The organism is Kitasatospora sp. NA04385 (genome assembly GCF_013364235.1).
Lineage (GTDB): Bacteria > Actinomycetota > Actinomycetes > Streptomycetales > Streptomycetaceae > Kitasatospora.
In genome coordinates, this window is record NZ_CP054919.1 from 7,551,450 (window position 1) to 7,576,674 (window position 25,225).

Sequence of the window (25,225 nt, forward strand, 5' to 3'; positions counted from 1 at the left end):
CGGGCCCCGACCGGGCGTCAGCCGTGCGCGGTGTCGATCACGCAGAAGCGGTTGCCGTCCGGATCGGCCAGCACCACGAAGTCCGGGTCCGGCGGGTAGCTGTCCCAGTCCACCCGCCGGGCCCCCAGCGCCACCAGCCGCTCCACCTCGGCGGCCTGCTCGGCGGCGCCGCCCGCGTAGAGGTCCAGGTGCACCCGGGGGTGCTCCTGGACCGGGCTCGCGCTGGCCCCCAGCGCCAACTGCACCCCGCCCGCGTGCGGGGGCAGCAGCACCGCCCACCGCTCGTCGCCGTCCCCGCGCGACACGTACCCCAGGGCGGCCGTCCAGAACGCCACCGCCCGCGGCACGTCCGCCACGCCCAGCACCACCGAACCCATCGTCAGCATGCCGCCATCCTGCCCCGTTCCGGCTCAACCACGCGGCCGACCGACCGCCAGCAGCTCCGGGTGCGGGGCCGCGACCGGTTCGAGGCCCGCCCCGGCGGCCTCCGCCACCAGCGCGGCGGGCTCGGCCGGCCAGATCGGGAACTCCTCCCGGGCGCTGCGCACCGGCCGCCCCGCCCGCTCCACCCGGTACTCGTAGACCATCCGCAGCACCCCGCGGTCGGGCACCCGGGTCACCTCCGCCCGGTAGCTGTCCGCGCCCATCCGGACCGGGCCGAGACCCGGCAACTCCTCGACCCCGTCCGGGAGTCCGGCCGGCGGCGGGTCGAACAGCAGCACCCCGCCGGGCCGCAGGGCCCGGGCCGCCGCCCGCCACAGGGCGCGCCGGGCGGCCGGCTCCAGGCAGCCCACCACGTTGGCGGCCACCGCCAGGTCGGCGACCGCCTCCAGCCCGGCGTCCTCGGCCCGGCCCGGGTGGACGGTCAGCCGGATCCGCCGGTCCGCGCCGAGCGCCGCCGCCCGGGACATCAGCACCGTCCGCATCGCCGCCGCGGGCTCCACGGCGTGCACCGGCGCGCCCGAGGACTCCAGCAGCACCCGGGTGACGATCCCGGTGCCCGCGCCGAAGTCCACGATCCCGTGCCGGGCCCGGCCCGCCGCCGCGGCGAACCAGCGCTCCGCCCGCCGCCGGTCGCCCTCCGCCTGCAGCAGGTCGTAGAACTCGGAACTGACGGCGTAGTCCGTCGCCTCGGGTGCGCTCATGCCGCCCACCCTGCCGCATCCGACCGGCCCCCGGCGGCCGACGGGCCGGGGGAGCGCCCGCCCGCCGCCCGGGACCGGGGGTCACCCGCCATGGCTGCGCAGCGTCTCCTGGAGCTTGGCGATCGCGAAGCCCCAGCCCTGTCCCACGGTCGGCTTCGCCGGGACGGCGATCTCCTGCGGGTTGGTCAGCACGTCCAGCAGCACCGGCCCGGGCGTCTCGAAGGCCCGCCGGACGCCGTCCGCCAGCTCGTCCGGGCCGGTGACCCGGATGCCGGTCAGGCCCAGCGCGGTCGCCACCGCCGCGAAGTCCGGATTGTCCAGCTCGGTGCCGAACTCCGGCAGCCCCGACTGCTCCTGCTCCAGCTTGACCATGCCGAGCCGCCGGTTGTCGAACACCACCAGCTTCACCGGCAGCCGGTGCGTCCTGATTGTCATCAGGTCGCCGAGCAGCATGCTCAGGCCGCCGTCCCCGCAGAACGCCACCACTTGCCGGTCCGGGTAGTGCAGTTGGGCGCCCAGCGCCTGCGGCATCGCGTTGGCCATCGAGCCCAGGTTGTAGGAGCCCAGCAGCCGCCGCCCGCCGCGCATCGTCACGAAGCGCGACAGCCAGACCGTGGCCATGCCGGTGTCGGAGGTGAACACCGCGTCGTCGGCCGCCGCCGCGTCCACCGCCGCCGCGAGCGCCTCCGGGCGGACGTCGCCGCCCCGGTTGTCCAGCGCGCTGCGCAGCCGGCCCAGCAGGCGGTGGTCGTGCCGGGGGTCGGCCAGCTTGCGCTGGCCCTCCTGCCACTCGTCGAACCGCCGCCGGGCCGCCTCCAGGTGCGAGCGGTCCCCGACCGCGTCCAGCAGTGGCAGCAGCGCGTCCAGGGTGGCCCCGGTGTCGCCCGCCAGGCCGACGTCCACCGGGGTGCGGCGGCCGAGGTGGCGCTCGTCCAGGTCGATCTGCACCGTCCGGCGGCCCTCCGGGTACCAGTCGCGGTACGGGAAGTCGGTGCCGAGCAGCACCAGGGTGTCGCAGGAGTCCAGGGCGTGCGCGGCGGCCGGGTTGCCGATCAGGCCGGTCTGGCCGACCTGGTAAGGGTTGTCGTCCTCGAAGCCCTCCTTGGCCTTCAGGGTCAGCACCATCGGCGCCGCCAGCCGCTCGGCCAGCTCCCGCACCCGCGCCCCGGCCTCCCGGGCGCCGCGGCCCACCAGCAGCGTCACCCGCTCCCCGGCGTTGATCAGCTCGGCGGCCCGCCGCACGCCCTCGTCGTCGGGGCGGGTCACCGGGCGGGTGCGCGGGAAGCGCGCCGGGCGGTCGTCGGGCAGCTCCCGCTCGCCCAGGTCCCCCGGCACGGTCAGCACCGCCACCCCGCGCTCGGCCAGCGCCGCCCGCACCGCCGCCTCCAGCAGCCGGGGCAGCTGCTCGGGGGAGGAGACGGTGGCCCGGAACACCGCGACGTCCCGGAACAGCAGGTCGTTGTCGACCTCCTGGAAGTAGTCGCCGCCGATCTCCGCCGACGGCACCTGCCCGGCGATCGCCAGCACCGGCGTGCGGCTCTTCGCCGCGTCGTACAGGCCGTTCAGCAGGTGCACCGAGCCGGGGCCGACGGTGCCCATGCACACGCCCAGGCCCCCGGACAGCTGCGACTGGGCGCCCGCCGCGAAGGCCGCCGCCTCCTCGTGCCGGCAGCCCACCCACTCGACGCCCTCGGTGGTGCGAATGGCGTCCGTCAGCGGGTTCAGGGCGTCGCCGACCACGCCGAAGACGTGCCGGACCTCCAAGTCCACCAGGGCGTCGACGATCACGCGGGCCACGGTACGTGCCACGGGGCAACTCCTTTACGGGTGAGGGTGGTTCAGACGGTGAAGCGGTCGGGGTCGGCCTCGTGCCAGTCGCGCGCCCAGGACTCCGGCGGCTCGTCCAGCAGGCGCCCCGGCGCCATCGGCGGGTGCAACTCCGCGTAGGAGCGCACGGCCTGCTGGTCCAGGCGGCGGCGCAGCATCTCCGGGTGCAGGCGGGCCGGGTCGTCCACGCCCATCGCCGCCATGATCTGCAGGGCGCTCTTGACCGTCGCCTCCTGGTAGCGGGCCACCCGCAGCGACTTGTCGCCCACGTGCAGCGCCCGGGCCCGGCGCGGGTCCTGGGTGGTCACGCCGACCGGGCAGGTGTTGGTGTGGCAGCGCTGCGCCTGGATGCAGCCGAGCGCGAACATCATGGCGCGCGCCGCGTTGGTGTAGTCGGCGCCCTGCACCAGCCGCTTCACCAGGTCGCCGCCGGTGGCGACCTTGCCGCTGGCGCCGATCCTGATCCGCTCCCGCAGCCCCGTGCCCAACAGCGCGTCGCGCACCGTCAGCAGGCCCTCGGTCAGCGGCGTCCCGACGTGGTCGGCGAACTCCAGCGGGGCCGCGCCGGTGCCGCCCTCCGCGCCGTCCACCACGATGAAGTCCGGGGTGACGCCCTCCGCGAGCATCGCCTTGCACACCGCGAGGAACTGCCGCCGCGAGCCCACGCACAGCTTGAACCCGACCGGTTTGCCGTCCGCCAACTCCCGCATCCGGGCCAGGAACAGCACCAGTTCGCGCGGCGTGGAGAAGACCCGGTGGTACGGCGGCGAGATCACCGTCTCGCCCTGCGGCACGCCGCGCACCTTCGCGATCTCGGCGTTCACCTTCGGACCGGGCAGCACCCCGCCGATGCCGGGCTTGGCGCCCTGGCCGAGCTTCAGCGACAGGCACTTCACCTGCGGGTGGGCGGCCTTCTCGGCGAACTGCGCCGGGTCGAAGCCGCCGTCCCTGGTCCGGCAGCCGAAGTAGCCGGTGCCCAGCTCCCAGACCAGGTCGCCGCCCGGCCGCAGGTGGTACTCCGACAGGCCGCCCTCGCCGGTGTCGTGGGCGAAACCGCCCCGCGCCGCGCCCGCGTTCAGGGCCAGCACCGCGTTGGCCGACAGCGAGCCGAAGCTCATCGCCGAGACGTTCAGCAGCGCCATGTCGTACGGCTTGGTGCAGTCCGGTCCGCCGATCCGCACCCGGGGCGCCCGCTCGGGCACCGCGACCGGGGCCAGCGACGGGACGAGGAACTCGCGGCCGGGCTCGTACACGTCCAGCTCGGTGCCGAACGGCTCCTCGGCGTCGGTGCCCTTGGCCCGCTGGTAGACGATGCTCCGGGTGTCCCGGTCGAACGGGCGGCCGTCCACGTCGCGCTCCACGAAGTACTGCTGCACCTCGGGCCGGACGGCCTCCAGGGCGAACCGCAGGTGGCCCAGCAGCGGGTAGTTGCGCAGCACCGAGTGCCGCCGCTGGAGCACGTCCCACACCGCCAATGCCGCCAGCGCCAGCAGCGGCACCGCCGGCAACCACCAGGACGGCGACTGCGCCGCCACCACCGCGGCCGCCGCCGCCCCGCACACCCACCAGGCCACCCACAGGAATCTCAGCACGGCCGCCGTCTAACCCGGATCGCCCGGCCCAAGGCACCCTCCGCCGGGCTGGGCCGGTCGGGTGAGTGTCGCGGGGCCCGGTGGGTCGGATGCCCGGGCCGGGCGGCGCCGGGTGCCACAGTGGCCGTGGCTTACGATCATCAGACCGAGGGCGGTGGACGTCGGTGTCCCGTGGCACACCCCGATCCTGGCGGGCCGCGGCCCTGCTGGTGGCAACGCTCCTGCTGGTACCGGGGGTTCCGGCCGCCGCCGAGCCCGCCCCGGCACCCCCCGCCGGGGTCGGTGCGGGGGCCGGGGCCGGTGCGGGGGCCGACGCGGGGGTCGGGGCCGGGGTCGGCGCCGGGGTGGACGCGGGGTTCGACCAACTGGCCAGGGACGTCGACGAGGCCCGGCACGCGGCCGAAGCCGCCGAGCAGCACTACACCGCCGCGGCCGCGGAGTCGGCGCGGCGCAGGCAGCTCTCGACGGACGCCGCCCGGCAGGTCGGCGACCAGCGCGCCCGGCTCGACGAGGCCGAGTCGGAAGCCGCCCGGCTGGTCTCCGAGCAGTACCGCAGCGGCGGACTCGGCCCGCTCGCCCGGCTGTTCCTCTCCGACGGCCCCGAGGACTTCCTCGACCGCCAGCAGCACGCCACCGCCGACTCGCGCAGCGCCGCCACCGTGCTGCGCGACCTGCGCGAGGCCCGCAACCGGATGGTGCTGTTCGCCGAACAGGCCGCGCAGGCCGAGCAGTCGGCGTCCGACGCCGCGCAGGAGGCCCAGCGCTCCCTGGAGCGGGCCAAGGACGGCGTCGCCCGCACCGAGCAGCTGCTCGCCGCCGCCACCGCCGAACAGCTCGGCCGGCTGGAGCAGCGCGAGAACGCCCTCGCCGACGGCGCCGCCCGGCAGCTGCTCGCCGTCGGCCCCGGCGGCGGGGCCTCCGCGGCCGGGCGCAAGGCCATCGACTTCGCGCTCGCCCAGCGCGGCAGACCGTACCTGTGGGGCGGCACCGGCCCGGACGCCTACGACTGCTCCGGCCTCACCTCGCAGGCCTGGCAGGCGGCCGGCGTCCCGATCCCGCGCACCAGCCAGCAGCAGTGGGCCGGCCTGCGCCACGTCGCCCTGCGCGACCTGCGCCCCGGCGACCTGGTCATCTACCACGGCGACGCCAGCCACGTCGCCCTCTACCTGGGCGGCGGCACCGTCGTCCACGCCCCGCACACCGGCACCGTGGTCAAGCTCGCCCCCGTCGCCATGCTCCCCGTCCTGGGCGCGGTCCGCCCCGACCCGGACGCCCCGGCGGCCCCGACCGCCCCGGCCGCCTCCCCGCCCCCGAGCGCCCCGCCGTCCTGACCCCCCGCCAGGCGGCCACGGGGCGGAGGCAGACGCCCTCGCCGGTGCGGGGGCCGGCGCCCTCCCGGCGGAAGGCGGGGCGGGCGGTGCCGCCGGGCGGGGTCAGGGCGATGCCGGTGGCCTTGAACTCGTGCTCGTCCCGGCCTTCGTGGGGGAGGTAGACGCAACACCGTCGAACGGGCCGTCGACAAGCTGAAGGACGCCCGGGCCGTGGCGATCCGTCACGACAAGCGCGGCTACGCCCCCCCTCGGCACCGTCACCGCCGGGGCGCTGGCCGTCCGGCTGCGGTCATGAACCGACGCGCCGGCCTTCCGTCACGGACGTGACCGGCCCGGCGTCGAGCGGCCGACGATGGCCGACGTCGTGCAGCTCGCTCAACGCGGCGTGGTCGTTGGACACCAGCACCTGGGCCAGCCGGGCTGCCGCGGCGACTACGGCCGACCAGGCCGGTGCGTCCAGATGGACCTCGTCACGGGCGGCGGCGCCGACCGCGTCCTGCACCGCGTTGCAGGCAGTACCGAGACGTGCCATCAGCTCGACCTCCTCCTCGCTGCGAAGGGACTGCCCCAGCCAGGACCGAGGGTCGTTCGCATCGCAGAAGTCGTCGAAGAGCACGTGCACGATGTAGTCGAGGTTCTCGAACCGGTCCGGATCGAGCCACACCTCTCGCTACCACGTCGGGCTGGCCGGCGCCACGACCGCGGGCACGACATGGAGACGGTGGTGAGGCAGCGCAATGCCGTGATCGATCACGCGCCATGAGTACGCGCCATGAGTACGCGCCTCGTGACCGGCCGGACAGGTCCCTAGGCGGAGACCACCCGCAGGGCGCCCGGTCGGCGGCCGGCCAGGCGGTCGAGGGCGGCGGCGGTCGCCGGGTCGGCGGGCAGGTGGACCAGCAGGCGCTGGTCGTCGTCGGCGGGCAGCTGGAGCGTCTCGTAGGACAGCCGTAGCTCGCCCGCCTCCGGGTGGAGCAGCCGCTCGGTGCCGGTGGCGTCCGGCAGGCCGGGCAGGCTCGCCAGCCGGTCGGTGAACTCCGCCCCCGCCGAGACCTCCAACTCGTCCATCAGCGCCGCCACTTGGACGTCCGAACGGCCCGGGCCCTGCTTGAGCGCGGCCACCTGCTGGTCGGCCGTCCGCGACCAGTCCGGGTAGGCGTTCCGGGCCCGCGGGTCGGTGAAGACGTAGCGGACCAGGTTCGGCCACTCGCCGTCCAGCAGGCCGATCGGCCCGGCCAGCCGCCGGTAGGCCGGGGTGCAGGCGAGGACCTCGCCGATCCGGTTGAGCACCAGCGCCGGTGCGGGCTCCAGGTGCTCCAGCAGCGCCCGCACGGTGGGGCGCACGGACCGGTTCGGCGCCGCGCCGCCGGTGCAGCTGAACCTCCCGTCCAGCGCCTTGCTCAGCCGGTGCAGGTGGACCCGCTCCGCCGTGCCCAGGCGCAGCGCGTCGGCCAGCGCGGAGAGCACCGGCGCGGACGGGTGGCGGTCGCGCCCCTGCTCCAGCCGGGTCACGTACTCGACGCTCACCCCCGCCAGCGTCGCCAGCTCCGCCCGCCGCAGACCGGGCGTCCGGCGGCGCGGCCCGGCCGGCAGGCCCACCTCGGCCGGGGTGACGGCCTCCCGGCGGGTGCGCAGGAACAGTCCCAACTCGTTGTCGCTCACCCGCCGAACCTAACAGCCGGACCCCGTACGGAGGGTGGCCCCCGCACTACCAGTCTCGGTGCGGCCTCCCCCGCCCCGCCGCGGCCCGCCAACCTGGAGGAGTGCCGCCCCGACCGGGGGCGCCGCCACCAGGACGGGAGTCCCCTGATGACCAGTCAGCCGCTCAACCTCGCCGTGATCGTCGGCAGCGTCCGGGAGGGCCGCTTCGGCCCCGTGGTCGCCCGCTGGATCTCCGAGCAGGCCGAACTGCACGGCCGCTTCACGGTCGACCTGATCGACCTGGCCGACACCCCGATCCCGCTCGAACTCCCCGCCGTCCCACCGGCCCTGAACCCCGACCCGACCCGCTCCGAGGCGATGGAACACCTCGCCCGGCGCCTCGCCGCCGCCGACGCGGTGGTGGTCGTCACCCCCGACTACAACCGCAGCTTCCCGGCCTCCCTGAAGGCCGCCATCGACTGGCACTACACCCAGTGGCAGGCCAAGCCGATCGGCTTCGTCGGCTACAGCGGCGCCAGCGGCGGCCTGCTCGCCATCGAGCAACTCCGCCAGGTCTTCAACGAGCTGCGGGCCCACACGGTGCGCGACTACGTCTCCTTCCCGCGCTACTACCTGCTCTTCGGCCCGGACGGCACCCTGCTCGACCCCACCGGGCCGGAGGCCGCGGCGAAGTCGATGCTGGACCAGCTGGACTGGTGGGGTTCGGTGCTGCGGGACGCGCGGCGGGAGCGGCCGCTGACCGCCTGACGGGGGGCCCGGGCCCGGGCGAGGACTCCCGGTCCGGCGAGGACTCTTGCCCGGGCGACACGCCGTCGAGCGGCAAAGGTGCGCCGTATCGCACAGGTGAGATATGTTCGCGCAGTGAGCGAAGACTACCTCTCCCGCATCGGCAAGCTCGTCCGCGCCGCCCGCACCCACAAGGGCTGGACGCAGAGCCAGCTCGCCGCGGCCCTCGGCACCACCCAGAGCGCCGTGGCCCGGATCGAGTCCGGCGGCCAGAACATCGGCCTGGACCTGGTCGCCCGGATCGGCGAGGCGCTCGACAGCGAGATCGTCTCGCTCGGCGTGGCCGGCCCGATGAACCTGCGGGTGGTCGGCGGCCGGCCGCTGTCCGGCAGCATCGAGGTCCGCACCAGCAAGAACGCCTGCGTCGCGCTGCTCGCCGCCTCCCTGCTCACCACCGGCCGCACCACCCTGCGGCGGGCCGCCCGGATCGAGGAGGTCTACCGCCTGCTGGAGGTCCTCGCCAGCATCGGCGTGCGCCACCGCTGGACCAACGGCGGCACCGACCTGGAGATCACCCCGCCCGCCGAACTCGACCTCTCCGGCATGGACGAGGACGCCGCCCGGCGCACCCGCAGCATCCTGATGTTCCTCGGCCCGCTGCTGCACCGCGCCGACCACTTCGAGATCCCCTACGCGGGCGGCTGCGACCTCGGCACCCGCACCGTCCAGCCGCACCTGTCGGCGCTGCGCCAGTTCGGACTGCACGTCAGCGCCACCACCGGCACCTACCGGGCCACCGTCGACCGCGAGGTCTCCCCGCAGCGCCCCATCGTGCTGACCGAGCGCGGCGACACCGTCACCGAGAACGTGCTGCTGGCCGCCGCCCGCCACCCCGGCACCACCGTCATCCGCAACGCCAGCGCCAACTACATGGTCCAGGACCTGTGCTTCTTCCTGGAACTGCTCGGCGTCCGGGTCGAGGGCATCGGCACCACCACGCTCACCGTGCACGGCAAGGCCGTCATCGACGCCGACGTCGACTACGCGCCCTCCGAGGACCCGGTCGAGGCGATGAGCCTGCTCACCGCCGCCGTCGTCACCGACTCCGAACTGACCATCCGCCGGGTGCCGATCGAGTTCATCGAGATCGAGCTCGCCGTCCTGGACGAGATGGGCCTCGACTGCGAGCGCGGCCCCGAGTACCCGGCCGCCAACGGCCGCACCCGGCTGACCGACCTGACCGTCCGGCCCTCCAAGCTGGTCGCGCCGATCGACAAGATCCACCCGATGCCGTTCCCCGGCATCAACATCGACAACCTGCCGTTCTTCGCCGCCATCGCCGCCTGCGCGCACGGCACCACCCTGGTCCACGACTGGGTGTACGAGAACCGCTCGGTCTACCTCACCGAACTCGGCCGGGTCGGCGCCAACGTCCAACTCATGGACCCGCACCGCGTCCTGGTCGAGGGCCCGACCCGCTGGCGCGCCGCCGAGATGATGTGCCCGCCCGCGCTGCGCCCTGCGATGGTGCTGCTGCTGGCGATGCTGGCCGCCGAGGGCACCTCCGTCCTGCGCAACGTCTACGTGATCAACCGCGGCTACGAGGACCTGGCCGCCCGCCTCAACTCGGTCGGCGCGCAGATCGAGGTCTTCCGCGACATCTGACGCCGCGGTCGGCCCCGCGTCCGGCCGCACGTCCGGCCGCACGTCCGACGCCGCGCCCGGGGACGCCCCCGGGCGCCGCGTCCGGCGGGATATCGCACCGGTGCTGTAGCGGCTTCCCCGCAGCGGAGCCGGTGCCGTGCCGTAGATTGGGGGCGGACGAAGGGGGAGCTCCGATGGCGGTGCGCACGGAGGAACCGGCCCGGGTGGGGCCGCTGTTGGCGCAGTGGCGGCGGCGCAGGCGGGTCAGCCAGTTGGAGCTGGCCAACCTGGCGGGCGTCTCGGCGCGGCACGTCGGCTTCGTGGAGACCGGGCGCGCGCAGCCCAGCCGCGAGATGGTGCTGCGGCTGGCCGAGCACCTGGAGGTGCCACTGCGGGAGCGCAACGCGCTGCTGATGGCGGCCGGGTACGCGCCCGTGTTCCGGGAGAAGCCGCTCGACGACCCGGCGATGCGGCCGGTCCTGGAGGCGGTGCGGCGGGTGCTGCGCGGCCACCACCCCTACCCGGCCCTGGCGGTGGACGGCCGGTGGGACATCGTCGCCTCCAACGCCGCGTTCGACCTGTTCACCGAGGGCGTCGCCGCCCACCTGCTGGAACCGCCGGTGAACGCCCTGCGGCTGGTCCTGCACCCCGACGGGATGGCCCCCCGGATGGTCAACCTCGGCCAGTGGCGGGGCAAACTGCTCACCCGGCTCGCCCGCTGCGCGGCGCTCGACGAACGGCTCCGCCCGCTCTACGAGGAACTCCAGGGCTACCCGTGCGACCAGCCGGTGCCCGAGGTCGACGTCCCCGGCCCGGACGACATCATGGTCCCGCTCGAACTGCGCTGCGGCGACCAGGTGCTGACCTTCATCGCCACCCTCGCCACCTTCGGCACCGCCCGGGACGTGACCATCTCCGAACTGCTCATCGAGAGCTTCTTCCCGGCCGACGACCGCACCGCCGCCCACCTGAACGCCCTCACCGGCCCGCCCCCTCCTCCTCCTCCTCCTGAACTCCCGTCCGGGGCGCACCTACCTGGCGGGTAGTTGAGGCACCCGGCGGCCCCGGGGAGAGTGGATCGCGCACCGCGCACCGCGCACCGCGCCCGCCGCCCCGGCGGGGCGGCGGGTGCGGGCCTCCCACTTCCCCGCAAGCCGCAGGAGCCTGCCCTCCCATGACCGACAGCACCACCGTGCCCGCCGCCTCTGCCTCCGCTCCCGCCCCCGTCCCCGCCCAGGCCGCCGCGCCACCGGGCGCGCCGCACCCCGCCACCCTGCCGATCGTCCTGGTCGGCGTGTTCCTCTCCGGACTCGACTTCTTCATCGTCAACGTCGCCGTCCCCGCCATCCGGCTCGACCTGCACGCCACCGACGCCCAGATCCAACTCGTCGTCGCCGCCTACGCGCTGGCCTACGGCGTCGGCCTGATCACCGGCGGCCGGCTGGGCGACCTGTACGGGCGCCGCCGCGTCCTCGCGCTGGGCATGACCCTGTTCACCGCCGCCTCCGCCGCCGCCGGCGCCGCCCCCACCGCCGAACTGCTGATCGCCGGACGGGTGCTCCAGGGCGCCGCCGCCGCCCTGATGGCCCCCCAGGTGATCGGCATCATCACCACCTCCTACCAGGGCCAGGCCCGCACCAGGGCGCTGAGCTGGTACGCCGCCGCGGCCGGGATCGCCGCCGTGTTCGGCCAGTTGATCGGCGGCGTGCTGATCCGCACCGACGTGCTGGGCCTGGGCTGGCGGGCCTGCTTCCTGGTCAACCTGCCGATCGGCCTGGCCGCCGCCGTCGCCGCGGCCCGGCTGCTCCCGGAGTCCAAGGCCCCCGGCCGGTCGCGCCCCGACCTGCTCGGGCTGCTGCTGGCGACCGCCGCGCTGACCGCCGTCTGCCTGCCGCTGATCGAGGGCCGGGAACGCGGCTGGCCGCTGTGGACCTGGCTGCTGCTGGCCGCCGGACCGCCGCTGCTCGCCGCGTTCGCCGTCCAGCAGCGCCGCCTGGCCCGGACCGGCGGCTCGCCCTCGCTCGACCTCTCCCTGTTCCGGGAGCGCGCCTTCACGGCCGGCCTGGCCGCCCAGCTGATCTTCTGGGCGTCGATGGCCTCGTACTTCCTGGTGTTCGCGCTCTACCTCCAGCAGGGCCGCCACCTGGCACCGATCTCCTCCGGCCTGGTGTTCAGCGTGCTCGGCGTCGGCTACGTGGCCGCCTCCGCCACCGCCCGGCACCTGGCCGCCCGGATAGGCCGGCACGCCATCACGGCGGGCTGCGCGCTGCGCGCCGCCGGGCTGCTGCTGGAGCTGTGGGCCGTCGCCGACACCGCGACCAGCCTCTGGTGGCTGGTGCCCGGCCTGCTGCTGGACGGCTGCGGCATGGGCCTGTCCTTCGCCCCGCTGACCGCCACCGTGCTGGCCCGCGTCCCGGCCGCGAGCGCGGGCTCGGCCGGCGGCGTGCTGACCACCGGCCTCCAGGTCGGCAACGCCCTCGGCGTCGCCCTGATCGGCCTGGTCTTCTACCGCGTCCTCGCCGACACCCCCGGCCTCGACGCCGTCCCCGCCGCGTTCCGCGCCTGCCTGCTGTACGTGCTGGCCGCCACCGCGCTGCTCGCCCTGGTGGTCCAGGCGCTGCCCGGCCGGAAGGCGGCCGGACGGTGACCGCCCCGGCGCAGGGGGCGGCGGCCGGGCCCGACCCCGAGGAACTGGCCCGCCGCTACGTGCGGCTGTGGAACGAGCCCGACCCGGACCGGCGGCGCGCCGCCGTGGCGGAGCTGTTCGCGCCCGCGGTCGCGCACCGCACCCCGACGACGGCGGTGGACGGCCGGGCGGCGCTCACCGAGCGGATCGCCCTGGCCCACGCGGCGTGGGTGCGCGACACCGGGCACGCGTTCCGCCTGCTGCCCGGCACGGACGGGCACCACGGGGTGGTCCGGCTGCGCTGGGAGATGGTGCGGGCGGCGAGCGGCGCGTGCGTCTCGGCGGGCACCGACCTGCTCGAGCTCGACCCGGCCGGGCTGGTCCTGACCGACCACCAGTTCATCGACCGCTGAGCCCGGCCCGACCGCCGGGCCCGGACCGACCCTGACGGCCCGGGCCCGGCGGCGGCCCGGGCCCGGACGGACCGCCGGCCCCGAAGGGAATCCCTTCGGGGCCGGCGGTCCGCCGCGGCCGGACGCTTCCGCTGCGCCCGGCCGCGGTGCGTCACCCTCGCCGGTGGCGCGTCACGGCTGGCCGCCGCGCTCCAGCGGAATCCGCTCGCCGGCCTCGACCGCCGCCGGGAGCCGGTTCTCGGCGGGCGGCAGCGGGCAGGTCGCCAGGTCGGTGTAGGCGCAGGGCAGGTTGGTGGCCCGGTTGAAGTCGACCGTGACCCGGCCCTGCTCGTCCGGCGCCGGGACGGTCAGCGCCCGGTTGGCCGCGTACGTGGTCACGCCCGAGGTGGCGTCGGTGAACAGCACCTGCAGGCTGCCCGGCAGGTGGCCGTTGAACGCGGTCAGCCGGTGCGTGCCGCCGTCGTCCGGCAGCGTGAACTCGATCTCCCCGGGGGAGTCGTACACGTGCTGCAGCCCCTCGACGGCCGCGCCGACGGTCACCGGGCGCGGCTCCGCGAACGGCAGGTAGCGGCCGGTCAGCGCCCAGCGCGGGTCCGGCGCGTACGCGGGGGTGCGGGTGAAGTCGCGCAGCAGCGGGTTGTCGGGGTGCCGGGGCCGGACGATGTCGTGGCCGCCGCGCTTGGCGACCTCGATCACCGCCCCGCCCGCCGTCGCGTACAGGCTGGCCCGCTCCGGCAGCACGCCGAAGCGGTGCCGGCCGCGCACCGGTTCGCCGTCCAGGGCCAGCTCCTCGCCCTCGTCCAGCTCGACCCACACCCCGTCCGGGCCGGTCCACCAGGCGCCCGGCGCGTCCGGGAAGCGGGCCGGCTTGTCGCTGAGCCAGTGCAGGGAGCTGACGGCGAGGAAACCGTGCGGATCGGCCAGCGCGCGCTGGCTCGCCGTGTGCCACTCCTCCCACTCGCGGGTGAACTCGACGGTGTCGATGGGTTCCTGAGTGGTCGTCATATCGCTTCCTCCGTGCGGGGGCGAGTGCGGGCAGGGGTGGGGGTGGAAGTGGGGACGAGGGGCGGCAGGTCGAGGTGCTCGCGCAGGGTGCTGCCCTCGTACTCGGTGCGGAACACGCCGCGTTCCTGGAGCAGCGGCACCACGGTGTCGGCGAACTCGTCCAGGCCGCCCGGGGTCAGGTGCGGGGCCAGGATGAAGCCGTCGCTCGCGTCCTCCTGGACGAAGCGGTTCAGCTCCTCGGCGATCCGGGCCGGGGTGCCGATGAAGGACTGGCGGCCGGTCACCTCGATCACCAGGTCCCGGATGGAGAGGTTCTTCGCCTCGGCCAGCGCCCGCCACTCGCGGGCCACCGCCAGCGGGTCCCGGTTCATCCGGACCGAGGCCCGCCCCCGTGCCACGGTGTGCTCGCCGACCAGCGGGTCCGCCTCCGGCAGCGGCCCCTCCGGGTCGAGGTGGGACAGGTCCCGGTTCCACAGCTGCTCCAGCAGCCGGATCGCGGTCTGCCCGCTGACCTGCTGGCGGCGCACCAGCTCGGCCTTCTCGTGCGCCTCCGCATCGGTGTCGCCCAGCACGAAGGTCACCGCGGGCAGGATCTTCAGGGAGTCGGGCGAGCGCCCGTACCGGGCCAGCCGGCCCTTCACGTCCGCGTAGAACGCCTTGCCCGCGTCCAGCGTCCCGTGCCGGGAGAAGATCGCGTCCGCCGAGGCGGCGGCGAACTCGCGGCCCTGCTCGGAGTCGCCCGCCTGGAAGATCACCGGACGTCCCTGCGGGGAGCGCGGCACGTCGAACCGGCCCGAGATGTCGAACTCGCTGCTGCGGTAGGCGAACCGGCCTGCCTCCGGGTCGCCCAGGAACGCCCCGGACACCCGGTCGGCCAGCACCTCGTCCCCGCGCCAGGAGTCGAACAGCTGCCAGGACGCCTCCAGGAACTGCTGGGCCCGGGCGTACCGGTCCTCCTCGCGCAGGAAGCCGCCGCGTCGGAAGTTCTCCCCGGTGAACGCGTCCCAGGAGGTCACCACGTTCCACGCCGAGCGGCCCGCCGAGAGGTGGTCCAGCGAGGCGAACTGCCGTGCCACCTCGTACGGTTCGTTGAACGTCGAGTTGATCGTGCCGGCCAGACCGAGCCGGTCGGTGACCGCCGCCAGCGCCGCCAGCACGGTGAAGGTGTCCGGGCGGCCCACCACGTCCAGGTCGTAGATCAGGCCGTTCTGCTCGCGCAGCCGCAGGCCCTCGGCCAGGAACAGGAAATCGAACTTGGCGCGCTCGGCGGTCCGCGCCAGGTGCGCGAAGGAGCTGAACTCGATCTGGCTGCCCGCCTGCGGGTCGCTCCACACCGTGGTGTTGTTCACGCCCGGGAAGTGCGCCGCCAGGTGGATCTGCTTGAGCGGCTTGCCGCTGCTGCTCTCGTTGCTCATGTCGCTTGCTTTCCCTCGGAGTTCGTCGGAGGCCGTCGGAGGCCGTCGGAGGCCGTCGGGGGTCGTCGAAGTTCGTCGGAGTTCGTCGGAATTCAGGCGCCGACGGCGGCGACGGCGACGGTGGCAGCGGCAGCGGTGGTCGTGGCGGCGGTGGTCTCGGCGGCGTAGCGGTTGGCGGGGCGCGGCAGGCCGAGCAGCCCGCGCAGGGTGGACGCCTCGTAGGCGGTGCGGAACAGCCCCCGGCGCTGCAACTCCGGCACCAGGCCGCGGGTGATCTGCTCCAGGTCGTACGGCAGCGCGCCCGGCCGCAGCCGGAAGCCCGTCAGCCCGGCCGCCGCGAACTCGGTCAGCAGGTCGGCCAGTTCGGCGGGTGTACCGGCGAACACCCGGGCGTCACTGGTGTATTCGGCGCCCGCTGCCGCGTCCAGCCGCTCCAGGCGCTCGGCCGCCGCGCCCGGTTGCTCCGCCAGGAACACCACCAGGTCGGCGAAGACGTGCACCGTCTCGGCCGCGCGCCCGGCCTCCCGCTGGGCGGACCGGATCTCGGCCAGGATCGTCCGGGCGTCGTCCGCGTCCCGCGGCGTCACGAACGCCAAGTCGGCGGCCCGGCCCGCCAGTCGGAACGGCTCGCCCCGGTGGGCGAGCGCCGCGACCAGCGGCTGGCCCTGCGGCGGGCGGGGCGTGATGGACGGGCCGCGCACCGAGAACCGGGGCCCCTCGAAGTCGATGTAGTGCAGCTTCTCCCGGTCGATGAATCGGCCGGTCGCCGCGTCCCGGATCTCCGCGTCGTCCTCCCAGCTGTCCCACAGCCGCCGCAGCACCTCCACGTAGTCCTCGGCCTCGCCGAACGACTCGGCCAGCGCGGCCAGCCCGGCCGGGGTGTCCAGCTCCTCCAGCCGCAGCGTGCGCGGCTCGCGGCGGCCGAAGTGCGCGACCTCGTCGACCCGGCCCGACACCTTCACCCGCAGCCCGGCCCGGCCCTCGCTGACGAAGTCCAGGGTCGCCACCGCCTTCGACAGGTGGAACGGCTCGGTGTGGGTCGCTATCGCCGTCGGCACCAGCCCGATGTGCGTGGTCAGCGGCGCGATCCGGGCCGCCACCAGCACCGCGTCCAGTCGGCCCCGGACCCGGTCGGTCCGCGCGTCCGGCTCGAACGGGTGCTCCGATTGCAGGCTCAGCCCGTCCTCGATGGTCAGCAGGTCGAGCAGGCCGCGCTCGGCCTCCGCCGCCAGGTCCGCCCAGTACCGGGCGGTGAACAGCTCCTTCGGCCGGGCGTCCGGCTCCCGCCACGCGGCGGGGTGCCAGCCGGCGCCGTCCAGCGCGACGGCCAGGTGCAGGGGGGAGGCGGCGGGGGAGGACGGGGATGCTGCCGGGGATGCGGGCATGGCGGACCGGTTCCTGTTCACGGGAGGTGGCGTGCGAACGCGTCGGGGGGCGCACCGGGGCGCGGCCGCCGGGACGCGGCGACGGGGAGGGCGGGAGGACGGGAAGAGGGAGAGGGGCGAGAGCGGCTGCGGGTCGGTTCAGTGGGCCGTGTGGGCCGTGTGGGTCGTGCAGGCCGGACCGGTAGGGCAGCTCGGGCAGGACGGACAGAGTGCGGTGCTCACCCGCAGCAGGTCGACCGGCCGGTCGAGGTACACCTCGCGCTCCAGTGCCCGCACCGCCGCCACCTCCCCGTTCACGTCCGCGTCCACGTTCGCGCTCACGTCCTGCGGCCCTGCCCGGGTGCCGCCCGGATGCCGCCTTCCTCGCACCGTAACCCCGTTCCGGGGCCGGGCACAACGCTGTTCATCCAGCGGTAACGAACCGCCGATCCGGGCCCCCCGGAAGGCCGTTGACATTCCGTTCGGGAGCGGCCTAACTTGACCGCGACGGGACGATCCGGGAGGTGGACGACGGTGCGGGCACTCCAGCGCGCGGTGTACCTCGATCGGCCCGTCGACCTCCAGCGCGTCAGCAGCGCGCTCTGTCCGGCCGGCTGAACCCGTAGCGCCGACGTTCACCCGCCCCGCACAGGAGCCGCACCGCCATGAGCCAGCGCACCGCCCTGCCCGCCACCGCCCTGCCCGACGCCACTCCGCCCCTCACCGGTCTGTCCGCCACCGGCCTGTCCGCCGCCGCGGTTCCTGCCGACGTCCTCGACAACCCGGCCTGGGCCGCCCTCACCGGCCCGCACGCCCACCTCGCCGAACGCCTCGGCCGCGCCGCCCGCTACCCCGTCGACGTCTCGCCGTTCACCGCGCTCGCCGACCCCGCCGACCCGCAGGCCTGGCGCGACCTCGCCGCGCTGGCCGGACCGCCCGGCAGCACCACCCCCGTCACCGCCACCGACACCGCCCCCGAGGGCTGGGACGTCCTGGAGCGCGGCCACGGCACCCAGCTGGTCGCCACCGGGCTGCAGACCGAACCCGACCCCGAGGCCGTCGAGTTGGGCCCCGACGACGTCCCCGAGATCCTCGACCTGGTCGCCCGCACCCGCCCGGGCCCGTTCCTGCCCCGGACCGTCCTGCTGGGCCGCTACCTCGGTCTGCGCCGGGGCGGCCGCCTGGTCGCGATGGCCGGTGAACGCCTGCGCCTGCCCGGCTGGACCGAGATCAGCGCCGTCTGCACCGACCCCGACCACCGCGGCCGGGGCCACGCCACCCGCCTGGTGCGCGCCGTCGCGCACGGCATCGAACAGCGCGGCGACACCCCGTTCCTGCACACCGCCGCCGACAACACCCGGGCGATCGGCCTGTACGAGTCGCTCGGCTTCACGCTGCGCCGCCACACCGCGTTCCTGCTGGTCCGCACCCCGGCGGAGCCCGCGCCCGGGCCGTCGGCGAAGACCGCAGCGGAGATCGCCGCGGAGACCGCAGCGGAGCCCGGGGCGGAACCGGCAGCGCGGCTCGTACCGGACGGAGGGACAGCGCGATGACCACCGCCTTCCACTGGTTCCTGCCGACCGGCGGCGACGCCCGCGACCTGGGCGGCGCGGCGCACGGCACCGGCATCGGCAACGCGTCCGCCACCGCCCGCTCCGACCGCCCCGCCACCCGCTCCGACCGCCCCGACGCCCGCTCCGATCGTCCGGCCACCCTCGGCTACCTCACCCAACTCGCGCAGGCAGCAGACCAGTTGGGATACGAGGCGGTCCTCACCCCGACCGGCGCGCACTGCGAGGACGCCTGGATCACCACCGCCGCGCTGATCGCCGCCACCAGCCGACTCAAGTTCCTGGTCGCCTTCCGCCCCGGCCTGGTCGAACCCGCGCTCGCCGCGCAGACCGCCGCCACCTTCCAACGCCTCTCCGCCGGACGACTGCTGCTCAACGTGGTGGCCGGCGGCAGCGACGCCGAACAGCGCGGCTACGGCGACCGGCTCGGCCACGACGCCCGCTACGCCCGGGCCGGCGAGTTCCTCGACGTGGTCCGCACCGCCTGGCGCGGCACCCCGTACGACCACGCCGGCCCGTACTACCGGGTCCAGGACGGGCACCTGCGGCAGCCGCCCGAGCCCGCGCCCCGGGTCTACTTCGGCGGCTCCTCCGACCCCGCGCTCACCGTCGCCGCCCGGCACGCCGACACCTACCTGACCTGGGGCGAACCCGTCGAGCAGGTCGCCGAGAAGATCGACCGGGTCCGCCGGCTCGCCGCCGCCCGGGGCCGCTCCCCGCGCTTCGGGCTGCGCGTGCACGTGCTCAGCCGGGCCACCGCCGCCCGGGCCCGGGAGGACGCCGAGCAGTTGATCGCCCACCTCGACGACGCCGCGATCACCGCCGGCCAGCAGCGCCTGCGCACCCTGGAATCCGTCGGCCAGCGCCGGATGCTCGACCTGCACGGCGGCCGCCGCGACCGCCTCTGGGTCGCCCCCAACCTGTGGGCCGGCATCGGCCTGGTCCGTGGCGGAGCGGGCACCGCGCTGGTCGGCAGCCACCGCGAGGTCGCCGACCGCCTCGCCGAGTACCGCGACGCGGGCATCGACGAGTTCGTCCTCTCCGGCTACCCCCACCTGGAGGAGGCCTACACCTTCGCCGAACACGTCCGCCCCCTGCTCTGACCTCTGTTCCGGCCTCTGCTCCGACCCTGTCCCGGGCCCTGCTCCGGCTTCTGCTCCGGGCCCCGTCGGTGCGCCGCTTCCCGTGCGGCCGGACTTCCCCGGACCAGGGACGTTCGGCCCCTGCTGCTGCCGCCCCGCGCCGTCGTACCGTGGAGCCTCACCCGTAGGACGGGTCGGCGGGGCCGTGACACCCTGCCGACCCACCGGGTGGCCGCGCCCTTCCGGTCCACCAGCTGGTCCACCGCCTCCCGCCGTTCACCATCCGTCGCCCGTCGCCCGTCGCCCGTTGCTCCGGTGCCCCCCGGCCGCTTCCCGCACGGCCCCGCAGGCTCTCCCGGGAGGTCTCCGGAACGGCCGGAGGGCCGGTTCCCCGCACCGGCGGTCGGGTAGATTCCGAGGGCACCCATCGGTGTGCGAAGTTTCGGGGCGAGGCCCGGTGAGGGGCGGTCGATGGGCAGCGGACACGCGCAACGGGCCCGGCAGCAGGCGCTGTTGGAGTGCTGGCGGGCGATCGAACTGTTCAGCCCGCCGAGCATCCCGCAGAAACCGCGCCGCCGCGCCGCCCGGAGCGGCCGCTCCGAGGAGTACCTGGTCGACCTCGCACCGGCGGCCGGACGGCCCGCCCCGCGCCTGCCCTGGGACGCCGACCACCCCGACACCGGCGCCGCCCGGGCCCCGCGCGGCCGGATGTGGCGCCACGAGGTCTACGGCGGGGTGTTCGCGCTCGACCTGCTGCGCCGGACGATGGCGGCCGCCCTGCCCGCCGGCACCGACCCGGACCCGGGCGTACCGGAGGAGGAACTGCGGCTGCCGGGGGAGAGCGCCGTGTTCGCCCTGATCCTCGACGAGGACGGCCGACCGGTCGAGGACACCTCGGTGGTCTCCGCCTGCGCCTGGGCGACCGGCCGACTGTTCGACCCCGGCCCGGGCGCCCGGGACTGGCTGACCGGCTTCACCGACCTGGACGTCGCGTTCGGCACGGCGGTCGCGGACCTCACCACCACCGCCGTGCCCTACGCCCCGGCCGCTGCCACTGCCGCTGCCGCTACCACTGCCGCTGCTTCCGCCGCCACTGCGGCGGCCGGGGGCGGCGGCTGGCGACAGTTGCTGGCCGAGATCCTCGGCGGCGCGGCGGTCGGCGCCGTCGGCGCGCTGTTCGGCGAGGTCGCCGGAGCCGCCGTCCAGGGCGCGACCGAACCCCTGCTGCGCCGCGCCGCCGACTGGGCCGCCGAACGGGCCCCCGCCGGTGCAGCCCCCGCACCGGACCGACCCGGGCCCGGGCCCGGGCCCGGGCCCGAAACCGGACCCGGGACCAGGCCCGGAACCGGGTCCGAAACCGAGACCGGGACCGGACCCGAAACCGCTACCGAGGCCGAGGCCGAGGCGGGGGACGAGCCCGAAGGCGCCGCCGCCCGCCCGGTCTGCCTCGCCGACCTGGTCGCGCTGACCGCGCAGATCGCCCACCTGTGCGGGGTGCGGGAGCTGCTGCGTCCCGACTCGATCCGGGTGTACAGCAGGCTGGTGCCCCGGCCGACCGGCCGGACCAGGAACGCCGTCCCCGCGCCGTTCCTGAACAGCCTGCTGCCGCCCGACCTGGAACGCGTCCGCGCAGCTCTAGCCGCCGCCGACGGCAAGGGGAGCGGCCCGGCCCTGACGGCGTACCTGACGGAGTGGGACGCGGTCGACCCGGCCGCCCGGACCGACCTGCGGGCGGACCGCACCGCCGTCCTGGACGGCGTCGCCCCGGAACTCGTCCCGGACGGCAGGTGGCCGACCACCCCGCGCCACCCGCTGGCGCTGAGCCAGCAGTACGCGGTGAACCGGATGCTGGCCGACCGGGCGGGCACCGACGGCGGGATGTTCTCCGTCAACGGCCCGCCCGGCACCGGGAAGACCACCATGCTGCGCGACCTGGTCGCCGCGCTGGTGGTCGAACGGGCCGCCGTGCTGGCCGAGTTCGACCAGCCGTGGCGGGCGTTCACCGGCCGCGCCTGGCAGGGCCTGGACCGGGAGGGCCGCAACCGCCGCTACGTCGCCAGGCTCGACCCCCGGCTGACCGGGTTCGAGATCGTGGTGACCTCCTCCAACAACGGCGCGGTGGAGAACGTCACCGCCGAACTCCCGGCCCTGGAAGCCCTGGACGAGACCTGGCGCGACGGCCCCGACCACTTCTCCGACCTCGCCTCCGCACTGCTCCGCGGCGCCCCCGCCTGGGGCCTGGTCGCCGCGGTGCTCGGCAACCGGAAGAACCGCCGGGAGTTCGGCGAACGCTTCTGGTGGGGCCGGCTCCCCGAGGACGAGACCGCCGCCCGCGACCGCGCCGGACAGCCGCCGCTGCGCGGCATGCAGGCGGTCCTGCGGGACTGGATCCCGCCCAAGTCCACTGTCCAGGGCAGGCGTTCGGCCGAACCGGCGCAACCCGTACCGTCCTGGCCGGACGCCGTCGCCGCGTTCCGCACCGCCCGCGCCGAGGTCGAACGGCTACGCCGCGAACGGGCCGCGACGGCCGCCGAACTCGCGGCCACCGACTCCCCGCAGGCCCTGCACGGCCTGGCCGTCCTCGCCGGAGCCGCCCACCGGGCCGAGGCCGAGGCGCACCGGCACACCGAGCAGGTCGAACGGGCCCACCGGGACGCCGCCGGCGCCCGGGCCGTCACCACCGCCGCCGCCGAACTGCTGCGCACCGTGGAGGTCCACGACCGGCGGGCCCGCGACGAACTGGCCGCCGCCGACGCCACCGCCGACGCCACCCGGACCGTCGCCGCCGAACTGGCCGCCGCCCGGCACCGGCAGGAGCAGGCCGAGGCCCGCGCGGCCGACGCCGCGGCCGCCCTGGACCGCGCGAGCGCCGCCGTCTCCTCCGCCCGCCGGGCGCACGCCGAGGCCGCCGCCGCGGCGGAGACCCGCCGCGCCCGGCTGCGCGCCCTCGCGGACGAGGGGCTGCCCACCCTGCCGCTGGGCTGGGCCGCGCTCGACGAGGCCGCCCAGGAACTCGGCGCCCCCTGGTCCGGGCCCGACTGGTCGGCCGCCCGCAGCGAACTCTTCCTGCGCGCCCTGGACCTGCACCGCGCGTTCGTCGCCGGAGCCGCCCAACGCGTCCTCGGCAACCTGCAGGTGCTGATGGAGCTGATGGCCGGCACCAGCGGCCCCGTCCCCGACGAGCAGGTCGAACAGGCCTGGCAGACGCTCTTCCTCCTCGTCCCGGTGGTCTCCACTACCTTCTCCTCGGTGGGCAGCATGTTCGCCCGGCTCGGCGCGGGCAGCCTCGGCTGGGTCCTGGTCGACGAGGCCGGCCAGGCCACCCCGCAGGCCGCCGTCGGCGCCCTGTGGCGGGCCCGCCGCGCCGTCCTGGTCGGCGACCCGCTCCAGCTCGAACCGGTCGTCACCATGCCGCTCGCCCTGCAACGCCGACTGCTGCGCGCCTACGGCGTGGACGAGCGCTGGCTGCCCTCCACCACCTCCGCCCAGGTCGTCGCCGACCGCACCAACCGCCACGGCACCTACCTGCCCGCGCCCGAACCCGGCGGTGACCCGGTCTGGGTGGGCTCCCCGCTGCGGGTCCACCGCCGTTGTGAGGAACCGATGTTCGGTGTCAGCAACGCGGTCGCCTACGACGGCCTGATGGTCCACGGCACGGCCCCCGGCGCCTTCCCCGACCGGCAGCACGACGGGCGGCTGCCCAGCCGCTGGCTCGACACCCCCGACCCGGACCGGCCGCCCGGCGTCCCCTGGGGCGAACGGGACGAGCGCGCCTTCGAGTTCGTCCTCGACCGGCTGGCGGAGCACGGCGTCGGCGTCGACCGCCTGCGCGTCATCACCCCGTTCCGGGCGGTCGTCAACGCCTGCCGCCGGGTCTGCCGCACCCGCGGCTGGACGCCCGAACAGCTCGACGAACGCTGCGCCACCGTCCACCGCGCCCAGGGCAAGGAGGCCGACGTGGTGATCCTCGTCCTCGGCACCGGCCTGCCCGGAGCCCGCGCCTGGGCCGCCCGCACCCCGCACCTGCTCAACGTCGCCGCGAGCCGCGCCAAACGCCGCCTGTACGTCATCGGCGAACGCGGCCTGTGGTCCCCGCTGCCGCACTTCGACGTCCTCGGCGCCCTGCTGCCGGTCTTCGACCACCACCGCGACCGCGACACCTGGGGCGGCACCGGCCGCCCCGCCGATCCGTCCGCCGATCCGTCCGGTGGTCCGTCCGCCGATCCGCCCGGTGGTCCGCCCGTCGATCCGCCCGGTGGTCCGCCCGGCGGTTCCGTGGCGTGAAGCCCGCCGTCCGCGACGGTTCCTCCTGCTGCTCGACAACCCCGACCGGCCTCGACGGACAACCAGTGGTTGTGGCGCACCGGTAGGTCGATTGTTTGACCTGCCGGTATCCGGGCCGGTTACCTCTCACCGGTCAACGTCGGTTTGTCCGAGCGGCACCTCGAGGGGAGCACGTCGAGCATGGTGGGCAGGAGACGGCTGGGCCGTCCGTTCGGCTGGCTGTGGGCCTCGTACGCGGTGAGCGCGTACGGGTCCGGGCTGGGGTTCGGGGCGCTGCCGCTGATCGCGGTCCTGGTGCTGCACGCCGGGCCCGCCCAGGTGGCGGTGCTCTCGGCAGTGGGCCCGGCGGTGGGGGCGCTGATCGCACTGCCGCTGGCGCCCCGGACGGAGACGCGCCGCAAACGGCCGGTGATGATCGGCGCGGACCTGGTCCGGTGCGCGGCGATGGCCTCCGTCCCGGCCGCGTACGCCCTCGGCCGGCTCGGCTTCGTCCAGTTGCTCGTGGTCTCGGCCGTGGTCGCCGCCGCCAAGATCGCCTTCAACGCGGCCAGCGGCGCCTACCTCAAAACGCTCGTCCCGGCGCAGGACCTACTGGTGGCCAACTCCCGCTTCGAATCCACCAACTGGAGCTCCATCGCGATCGGCCCGCCGCTCGGCGGGGCGGCGATCGGCGTCCTCGGGCCGGTGGTCACCGTGCTCGCCGACGCGCTCAGCTACCTGCTCTCCGCGCTCGGCATCACCGCGATCCGCGACCGGGAGGAGGCACCGCGGACGTCCGCCCGCAGCCCGCTCCGGGCGGACGGGCTGCTGGAGGGCTGGCGGCACATCCTGGGCCACCCCGTGCTGCGTGCGCTCTACCTCAACAACCTGCTGGTCTCCGGCCTGATCATGGCCACCGAACCGCTGCTGGCCGTCCTGCTGCTGCGCCAACTCGGCTTCCCCGCCTGGCAGTACGCCCTCGCCTTCGCCGCGCCCTGCCTCGGCGGGCTGCTCGGCTCCCGGCTGGCGCCCCGAGTGGTGGCCCGGTACGGCCGACGCGCCGTCTTCCGCACCGTCGGCACCCTGCGCGCCGTCTGGCTGCCCGGCCTGGCCCTCGTCCGGCCCGGCGTTCCCGGCCTGGTCACCGTGATGGCCGTCGAGCTGGCGATCATCGTCCACATGAGCCTGTACACCCCGGTGCTCGCCACCTACCGGCTCGAACACACCCCCGCCCACCTGGTCACCCGCACCCTGACCGCCTGGTCGGTCGGCCAGCAGGCCGCCATCGCCACCCTCACCGCCCTCGGCGGCCTGCTCGCCCACTTCACCGGCCCGCGCACCGCCCTCGCGGCCGCGGGCGTACTGATCCTGGCCACCCCGCTCCTGCTGCCCCGCAACACCCGGCACCAGCACGCACCGCACCCCGAGCCGGAACCGTCCCGCAGCCGGGCTTGAGGCGCCGGGACTTGCCACCCGGCATCCGGCACTCGCCATCCGGCACTCGCCATCCGGCATCCGCCGTCCGCCGCCATTCACCTGCCACCCGTCACCCGTCACCC

The 25,225-nt window shown here is 75.6% G+C and carries 20 protein-coding genes; 10 read left to right on the forward strand and 10 right to left on the reverse strand.

Annotated features, from left to right (window positions below):
* Window positions 1–17: 17 nt before the first annotated feature.
* The 4 genes from HUT16_RS33395 to HUT16_RS33410 all read right to left on the reverse strand — a co-directional run bounded on the left by HUT16_RS33395 (window position 18) and on the right by HUT16_RS33410 (window position 4,507).
* Window positions 18–386 (reverse strand): VOC family protein, encoded by a 369-nt coding sequence (locus HUT16_RS33395; RefSeq protein ID WP_176191741.1) that lies wholly within the window; start codon window positions 384–386, stop codon window positions 18–20.
* A 24-nt stretch (window positions 387–410) separates the two neighbouring features.
* Window positions 411–1,145: a class I SAM-dependent methyltransferase gene (locus HUT16_RS33400; protein WP_176191742.1), complete on the reverse strand. Its 735-nt coding sequence runs from the start codon at window positions 1,143–1,145 to the stop codon at window positions 411–413.
* Between the two features lie 81 nt (window positions 1,146–1,226).
* Window positions 1,227–2,954 carry a thiamine pyrophosphate-dependent enzyme gene (locus HUT16_RS33405; protein ID WP_176191743.1) on the reverse strand — a complete coding sequence of 576 codons (1,728 nt, stop codon included), beginning with the start codon at window positions 2,952–2,954 and terminating at the stop codon, window positions 1,227–1,229.
* A gap of 29 nt (window positions 2,955–2,983) precedes the next feature.
* Complete coding sequence (locus HUT16_RS33410; protein ID WP_254898410.1) at window positions 2,984–4,507, reverse strand: FMN-binding glutamate synthase family protein; 1,524 nt, start codon at window positions 4,505–4,507, stop codon at window positions 2,984–2,986.
* Between the two features lie 221 nt (window positions 4,508–4,728).
* On the opposite strand from HUT16_RS33410, the gene HUT16_RS33415 reads away from it, so the two are divergent.
* Complete coding sequence (locus tag HUT16_RS33415; RefSeq protein ID WP_217712130.1) at window positions 4,729–5,895, forward strand: C40 family peptidase; 1,167 nt, start codon at window positions 4,729–4,731, stop codon at window positions 5,893–5,895.
* Window positions 5,896–6,184: 289 nt separating this feature from the next.
* Here HUT16_RS33415 and HUT16_RS33420 read toward each other — a convergent pair whose 3' ends face one another.
* On the reverse strand, window positions 6,185–6,559 hold the full coding sequence (locus tag HUT16_RS33420) for a hypothetical protein (RefSeq protein ID WP_176191745.1): 375 nt from the start codon (window positions 6,557–6,559) through the stop codon (window positions 6,185–6,187).
* Between the two features lie 143 nt (window positions 6,560–6,702).
* Window positions 6,703–7,557 (reverse strand): helix-turn-helix transcriptional regulator, encoded by an 855-nt coding sequence (locus tag HUT16_RS33425; RefSeq protein ID WP_176191746.1) that lies wholly within the window; start codon window positions 7,555–7,557, stop codon window positions 6,703–6,705.
* Window positions 7,558–7,704: 147 nt separating this feature from the next.
* Here HUT16_RS33425 and HUT16_RS33430 point away from each other — a divergent pair, with 147 nt between their 5' ends.
* The 5 genes from HUT16_RS33430 (at window position 7,705) to HUT16_RS33450 (ending at window position 12,966) form a co-directional block, all read left to right on the forward strand.
* Complete coding sequence (locus tag HUT16_RS33430; protein ID WP_176191747.1) at window positions 7,705–8,304, forward strand: NADPH-dependent FMN reductase; 600 nt, start codon at window positions 7,705–7,707, stop codon at window positions 8,302–8,304.
* Between the two features lie 114 nt (window positions 8,305–8,418).
* Window positions 8,419–9,948: a UDP-N-acetylglucosamine 1-carboxyvinyltransferase gene (locus HUT16_RS33435; RefSeq protein WP_176191748.1), complete on the forward strand. Its 1,530-nt coding sequence runs from the start codon at window positions 8,419–8,421 to the stop codon at window positions 9,946–9,948.
* Window positions 9,949–10,121: 173 nt separating this feature from the next.
* Window positions 10,122–10,973 carry a helix-turn-helix domain-containing protein gene (locus HUT16_RS33440; RefSeq protein WP_176191749.1) on the forward strand — a complete coding sequence of 284 codons (852 nt, stop codon included), beginning with the start codon at window positions 10,122–10,124 and terminating at the stop codon, window positions 10,971–10,973.
* A 128-nt stretch (window positions 10,974–11,101) separates the two neighbouring features.
* A complete protein-coding gene (locus tag HUT16_RS33445) occupies window positions 11,102–12,574 on the forward strand; it encodes an MFS transporter (RefSeq protein ID WP_176191750.1) in 1,473 nt (490 codons plus the stop codon).
* Window positions 12,571–12,966 (forward strand): nuclear transport factor 2 family protein, encoded by a 396-nt coding sequence (locus HUT16_RS33450; RefSeq protein ID WP_176191751.1) that lies wholly within the window; start codon window positions 12,571–12,573, stop codon window positions 12,964–12,966. The genes HUT16_RS33445 and HUT16_RS33450 overlap by 4 nt, the downstream gene beginning before the upstream one ends.
* A gap of 171 nt (window positions 12,967–13,137) precedes the next feature.
* Here the strand turns inward: HUT16_RS33450 and HUT16_RS33455 are convergent, their stop codons facing one another.
* The 4 genes from HUT16_RS33455 to HUT16_RS33470 form a co-directional block, all read right to left on the reverse strand.
* Entirely contained in the window at window positions 13,138–13,971 is an 834-nt protein-coding gene (locus HUT16_RS33455) for a DUF1684 domain-containing protein (protein WP_176191752.1), read from the reverse strand.
* The gene (locus HUT16_RS33460) at window positions 13,968–15,386 is read right to left on the reverse strand and encodes an NtaA/DmoA family FMN-dependent monooxygenase (protein ID WP_176191753.1); all 1,419 of its coding nucleotides are present in this window, start codon (window positions 15,384–15,386) and stop codon (window positions 13,968–13,970) included. The genes HUT16_RS33455 and HUT16_RS33460 overlap by 4 nt, the downstream gene beginning before the upstream one ends.
* 92 nt (window positions 15,387–15,478) lie before the next feature.
* A complete protein-coding gene (locus tag HUT16_RS33465) occupies window positions 15,479–16,771 on the reverse strand; it encodes an LLM class flavin-dependent oxidoreductase (RefSeq protein WP_176191754.1) in 1,293 nt (430 codons plus the stop codon).
* A 138-nt stretch (window positions 16,772–16,909) separates the two neighbouring features.
* The gene (locus HUT16_RS33470) at window positions 16,910–17,092 is read right to left on the reverse strand and encodes a hypothetical protein (RefSeq protein WP_176191755.1); all 183 of its coding nucleotides are present in this window, start codon (window positions 17,090–17,092) and stop codon (window positions 16,910–16,912) included.
* A 323-nt stretch (window positions 17,093–17,415) separates the two neighbouring features.
* On the opposite strand from HUT16_RS33470, the gene HUT16_RS33475 reads away from it, so the two are divergent.
* The 4 genes from HUT16_RS33475 (at window position 17,416) to HUT16_RS33490 (ending at window position 25,121) form a co-directional block, all read left to right on the forward strand.
* Window positions 17,416–18,303, forward strand: coding sequence for a GNAT family N-acetyltransferase (locus HUT16_RS33475; protein WP_176191756.1), 888 nt, complete (start codon window positions 17,416–17,418; stop codon window positions 18,301–18,303).
* On the forward strand, window positions 18,300–19,424 hold the full coding sequence (locus tag HUT16_RS33480; RefSeq protein WP_176191757.1) for an LLM class flavin-dependent oxidoreductase: 1,125 nt from the start codon (window positions 18,300–18,302) through the stop codon (window positions 19,422–19,424). Before HUT16_RS33475 ends, HUT16_RS33480 begins: the two co-directional genes overlap by 4 nt.
* Window positions 19,425–19,874: 450 nt before the next feature.
* Window positions 19,875–23,687 carry a DEAD/DEAH box helicase gene (locus tag HUT16_RS39495; protein WP_176191758.1) on the forward strand — a complete coding sequence of 1,271 codons (3,813 nt, stop codon included), beginning with the start codon at window positions 19,875–19,877 and terminating at the stop codon, window positions 23,685–23,687.
* Between the two features lie 180 nt (window positions 23,688–23,867).
* A complete protein-coding gene (locus HUT16_RS33490) occupies window positions 23,868–25,121 on the forward strand; it encodes an MFS transporter (RefSeq protein WP_176191759.1) in 1,254 nt (417 codons plus the stop codon).
* The last annotated feature ends 104 nt before the right edge of the window (window positions 25,122–25,225 follow it).

Coding starts and splice junctions, on each gene's coding strand:
- HUT16_RS33480 (WP_176191757.1), top strand. CDS start 18,300: ATGACCACCGCCTTCCACTGGTTCCTGCCGACCGGCGGCGACGCCCGC.
- HUT16_RS33455 (WP_176191752.1), bottom strand. CDS start 13,971: ATGACGACCACTCAGGAACCCATCGACACCGTCGAGTTCACCCGCGAG.
- HUT16_RS33445 (WP_176191750.1), top strand. CDS start 11,102: ATGACCGACAGCACCACCGTGCCCGCCGCCTCTGCCTCCGCTCCCGCC.
- HUT16_RS33465 (WP_176191754.1), bottom strand. CDS start 16,771: ATGCCCGCATCCCCGGCAGCATCCCCGTCCTCCCCCGCCGCCTCCCCC.
- HUT16_RS33490 (WP_176191759.1), top strand. CDS start 23,868: ATGGTGGGCAGGAGACGGCTGGGCCGTCCGTTCGGCTGGCTGTGGGCC.
- HUT16_RS33460 (WP_176191753.1), bottom strand. CDS start 15,386: ATGAGCAACGAGAGCAGCAGCGGCAAGCCGCTCAAGCAGATCCACCTG.
- HUT16_RS33440 (WP_176191749.1), top strand. CDS start 10,122: ATGGCGGTGCGCACGGAGGAACCGGCCCGGGTGGGGCCGCTGTTGGCG.
- HUT16_RS33475 (WP_176191756.1), top strand. CDS start 17,416: ATGAGCCAGCGCACCGCCCTGCCCGCCACCGCCCTGCCCGACGCCACT.
- HUT16_RS33400 (WP_176191742.1), bottom strand. CDS start 1,145: ATGAGCGCACCCGAGGCGACGGACTACGCCGTCAGTTCCGAGTTCTAC.
- HUT16_RS33395 (WP_176191741.1), bottom strand. CDS start 386: ATGCTGACGATGGGTTCGGTGGTGCTGGGCGTGGCGGACGTGCCGCGG.
- HUT16_RS39495 (WP_176191758.1), top strand. CDS start 19,875: ATGGGCAGCGGACACGCGCAACGGGCCCGGCAGCAGGCGCTGTTGGAG.
- HUT16_RS33430 (WP_176191747.1), top strand. CDS start 7,705: ATGACCAGTCAGCCGCTCAACCTCGCCGTGATCGTCGGCAGCGTCCGG.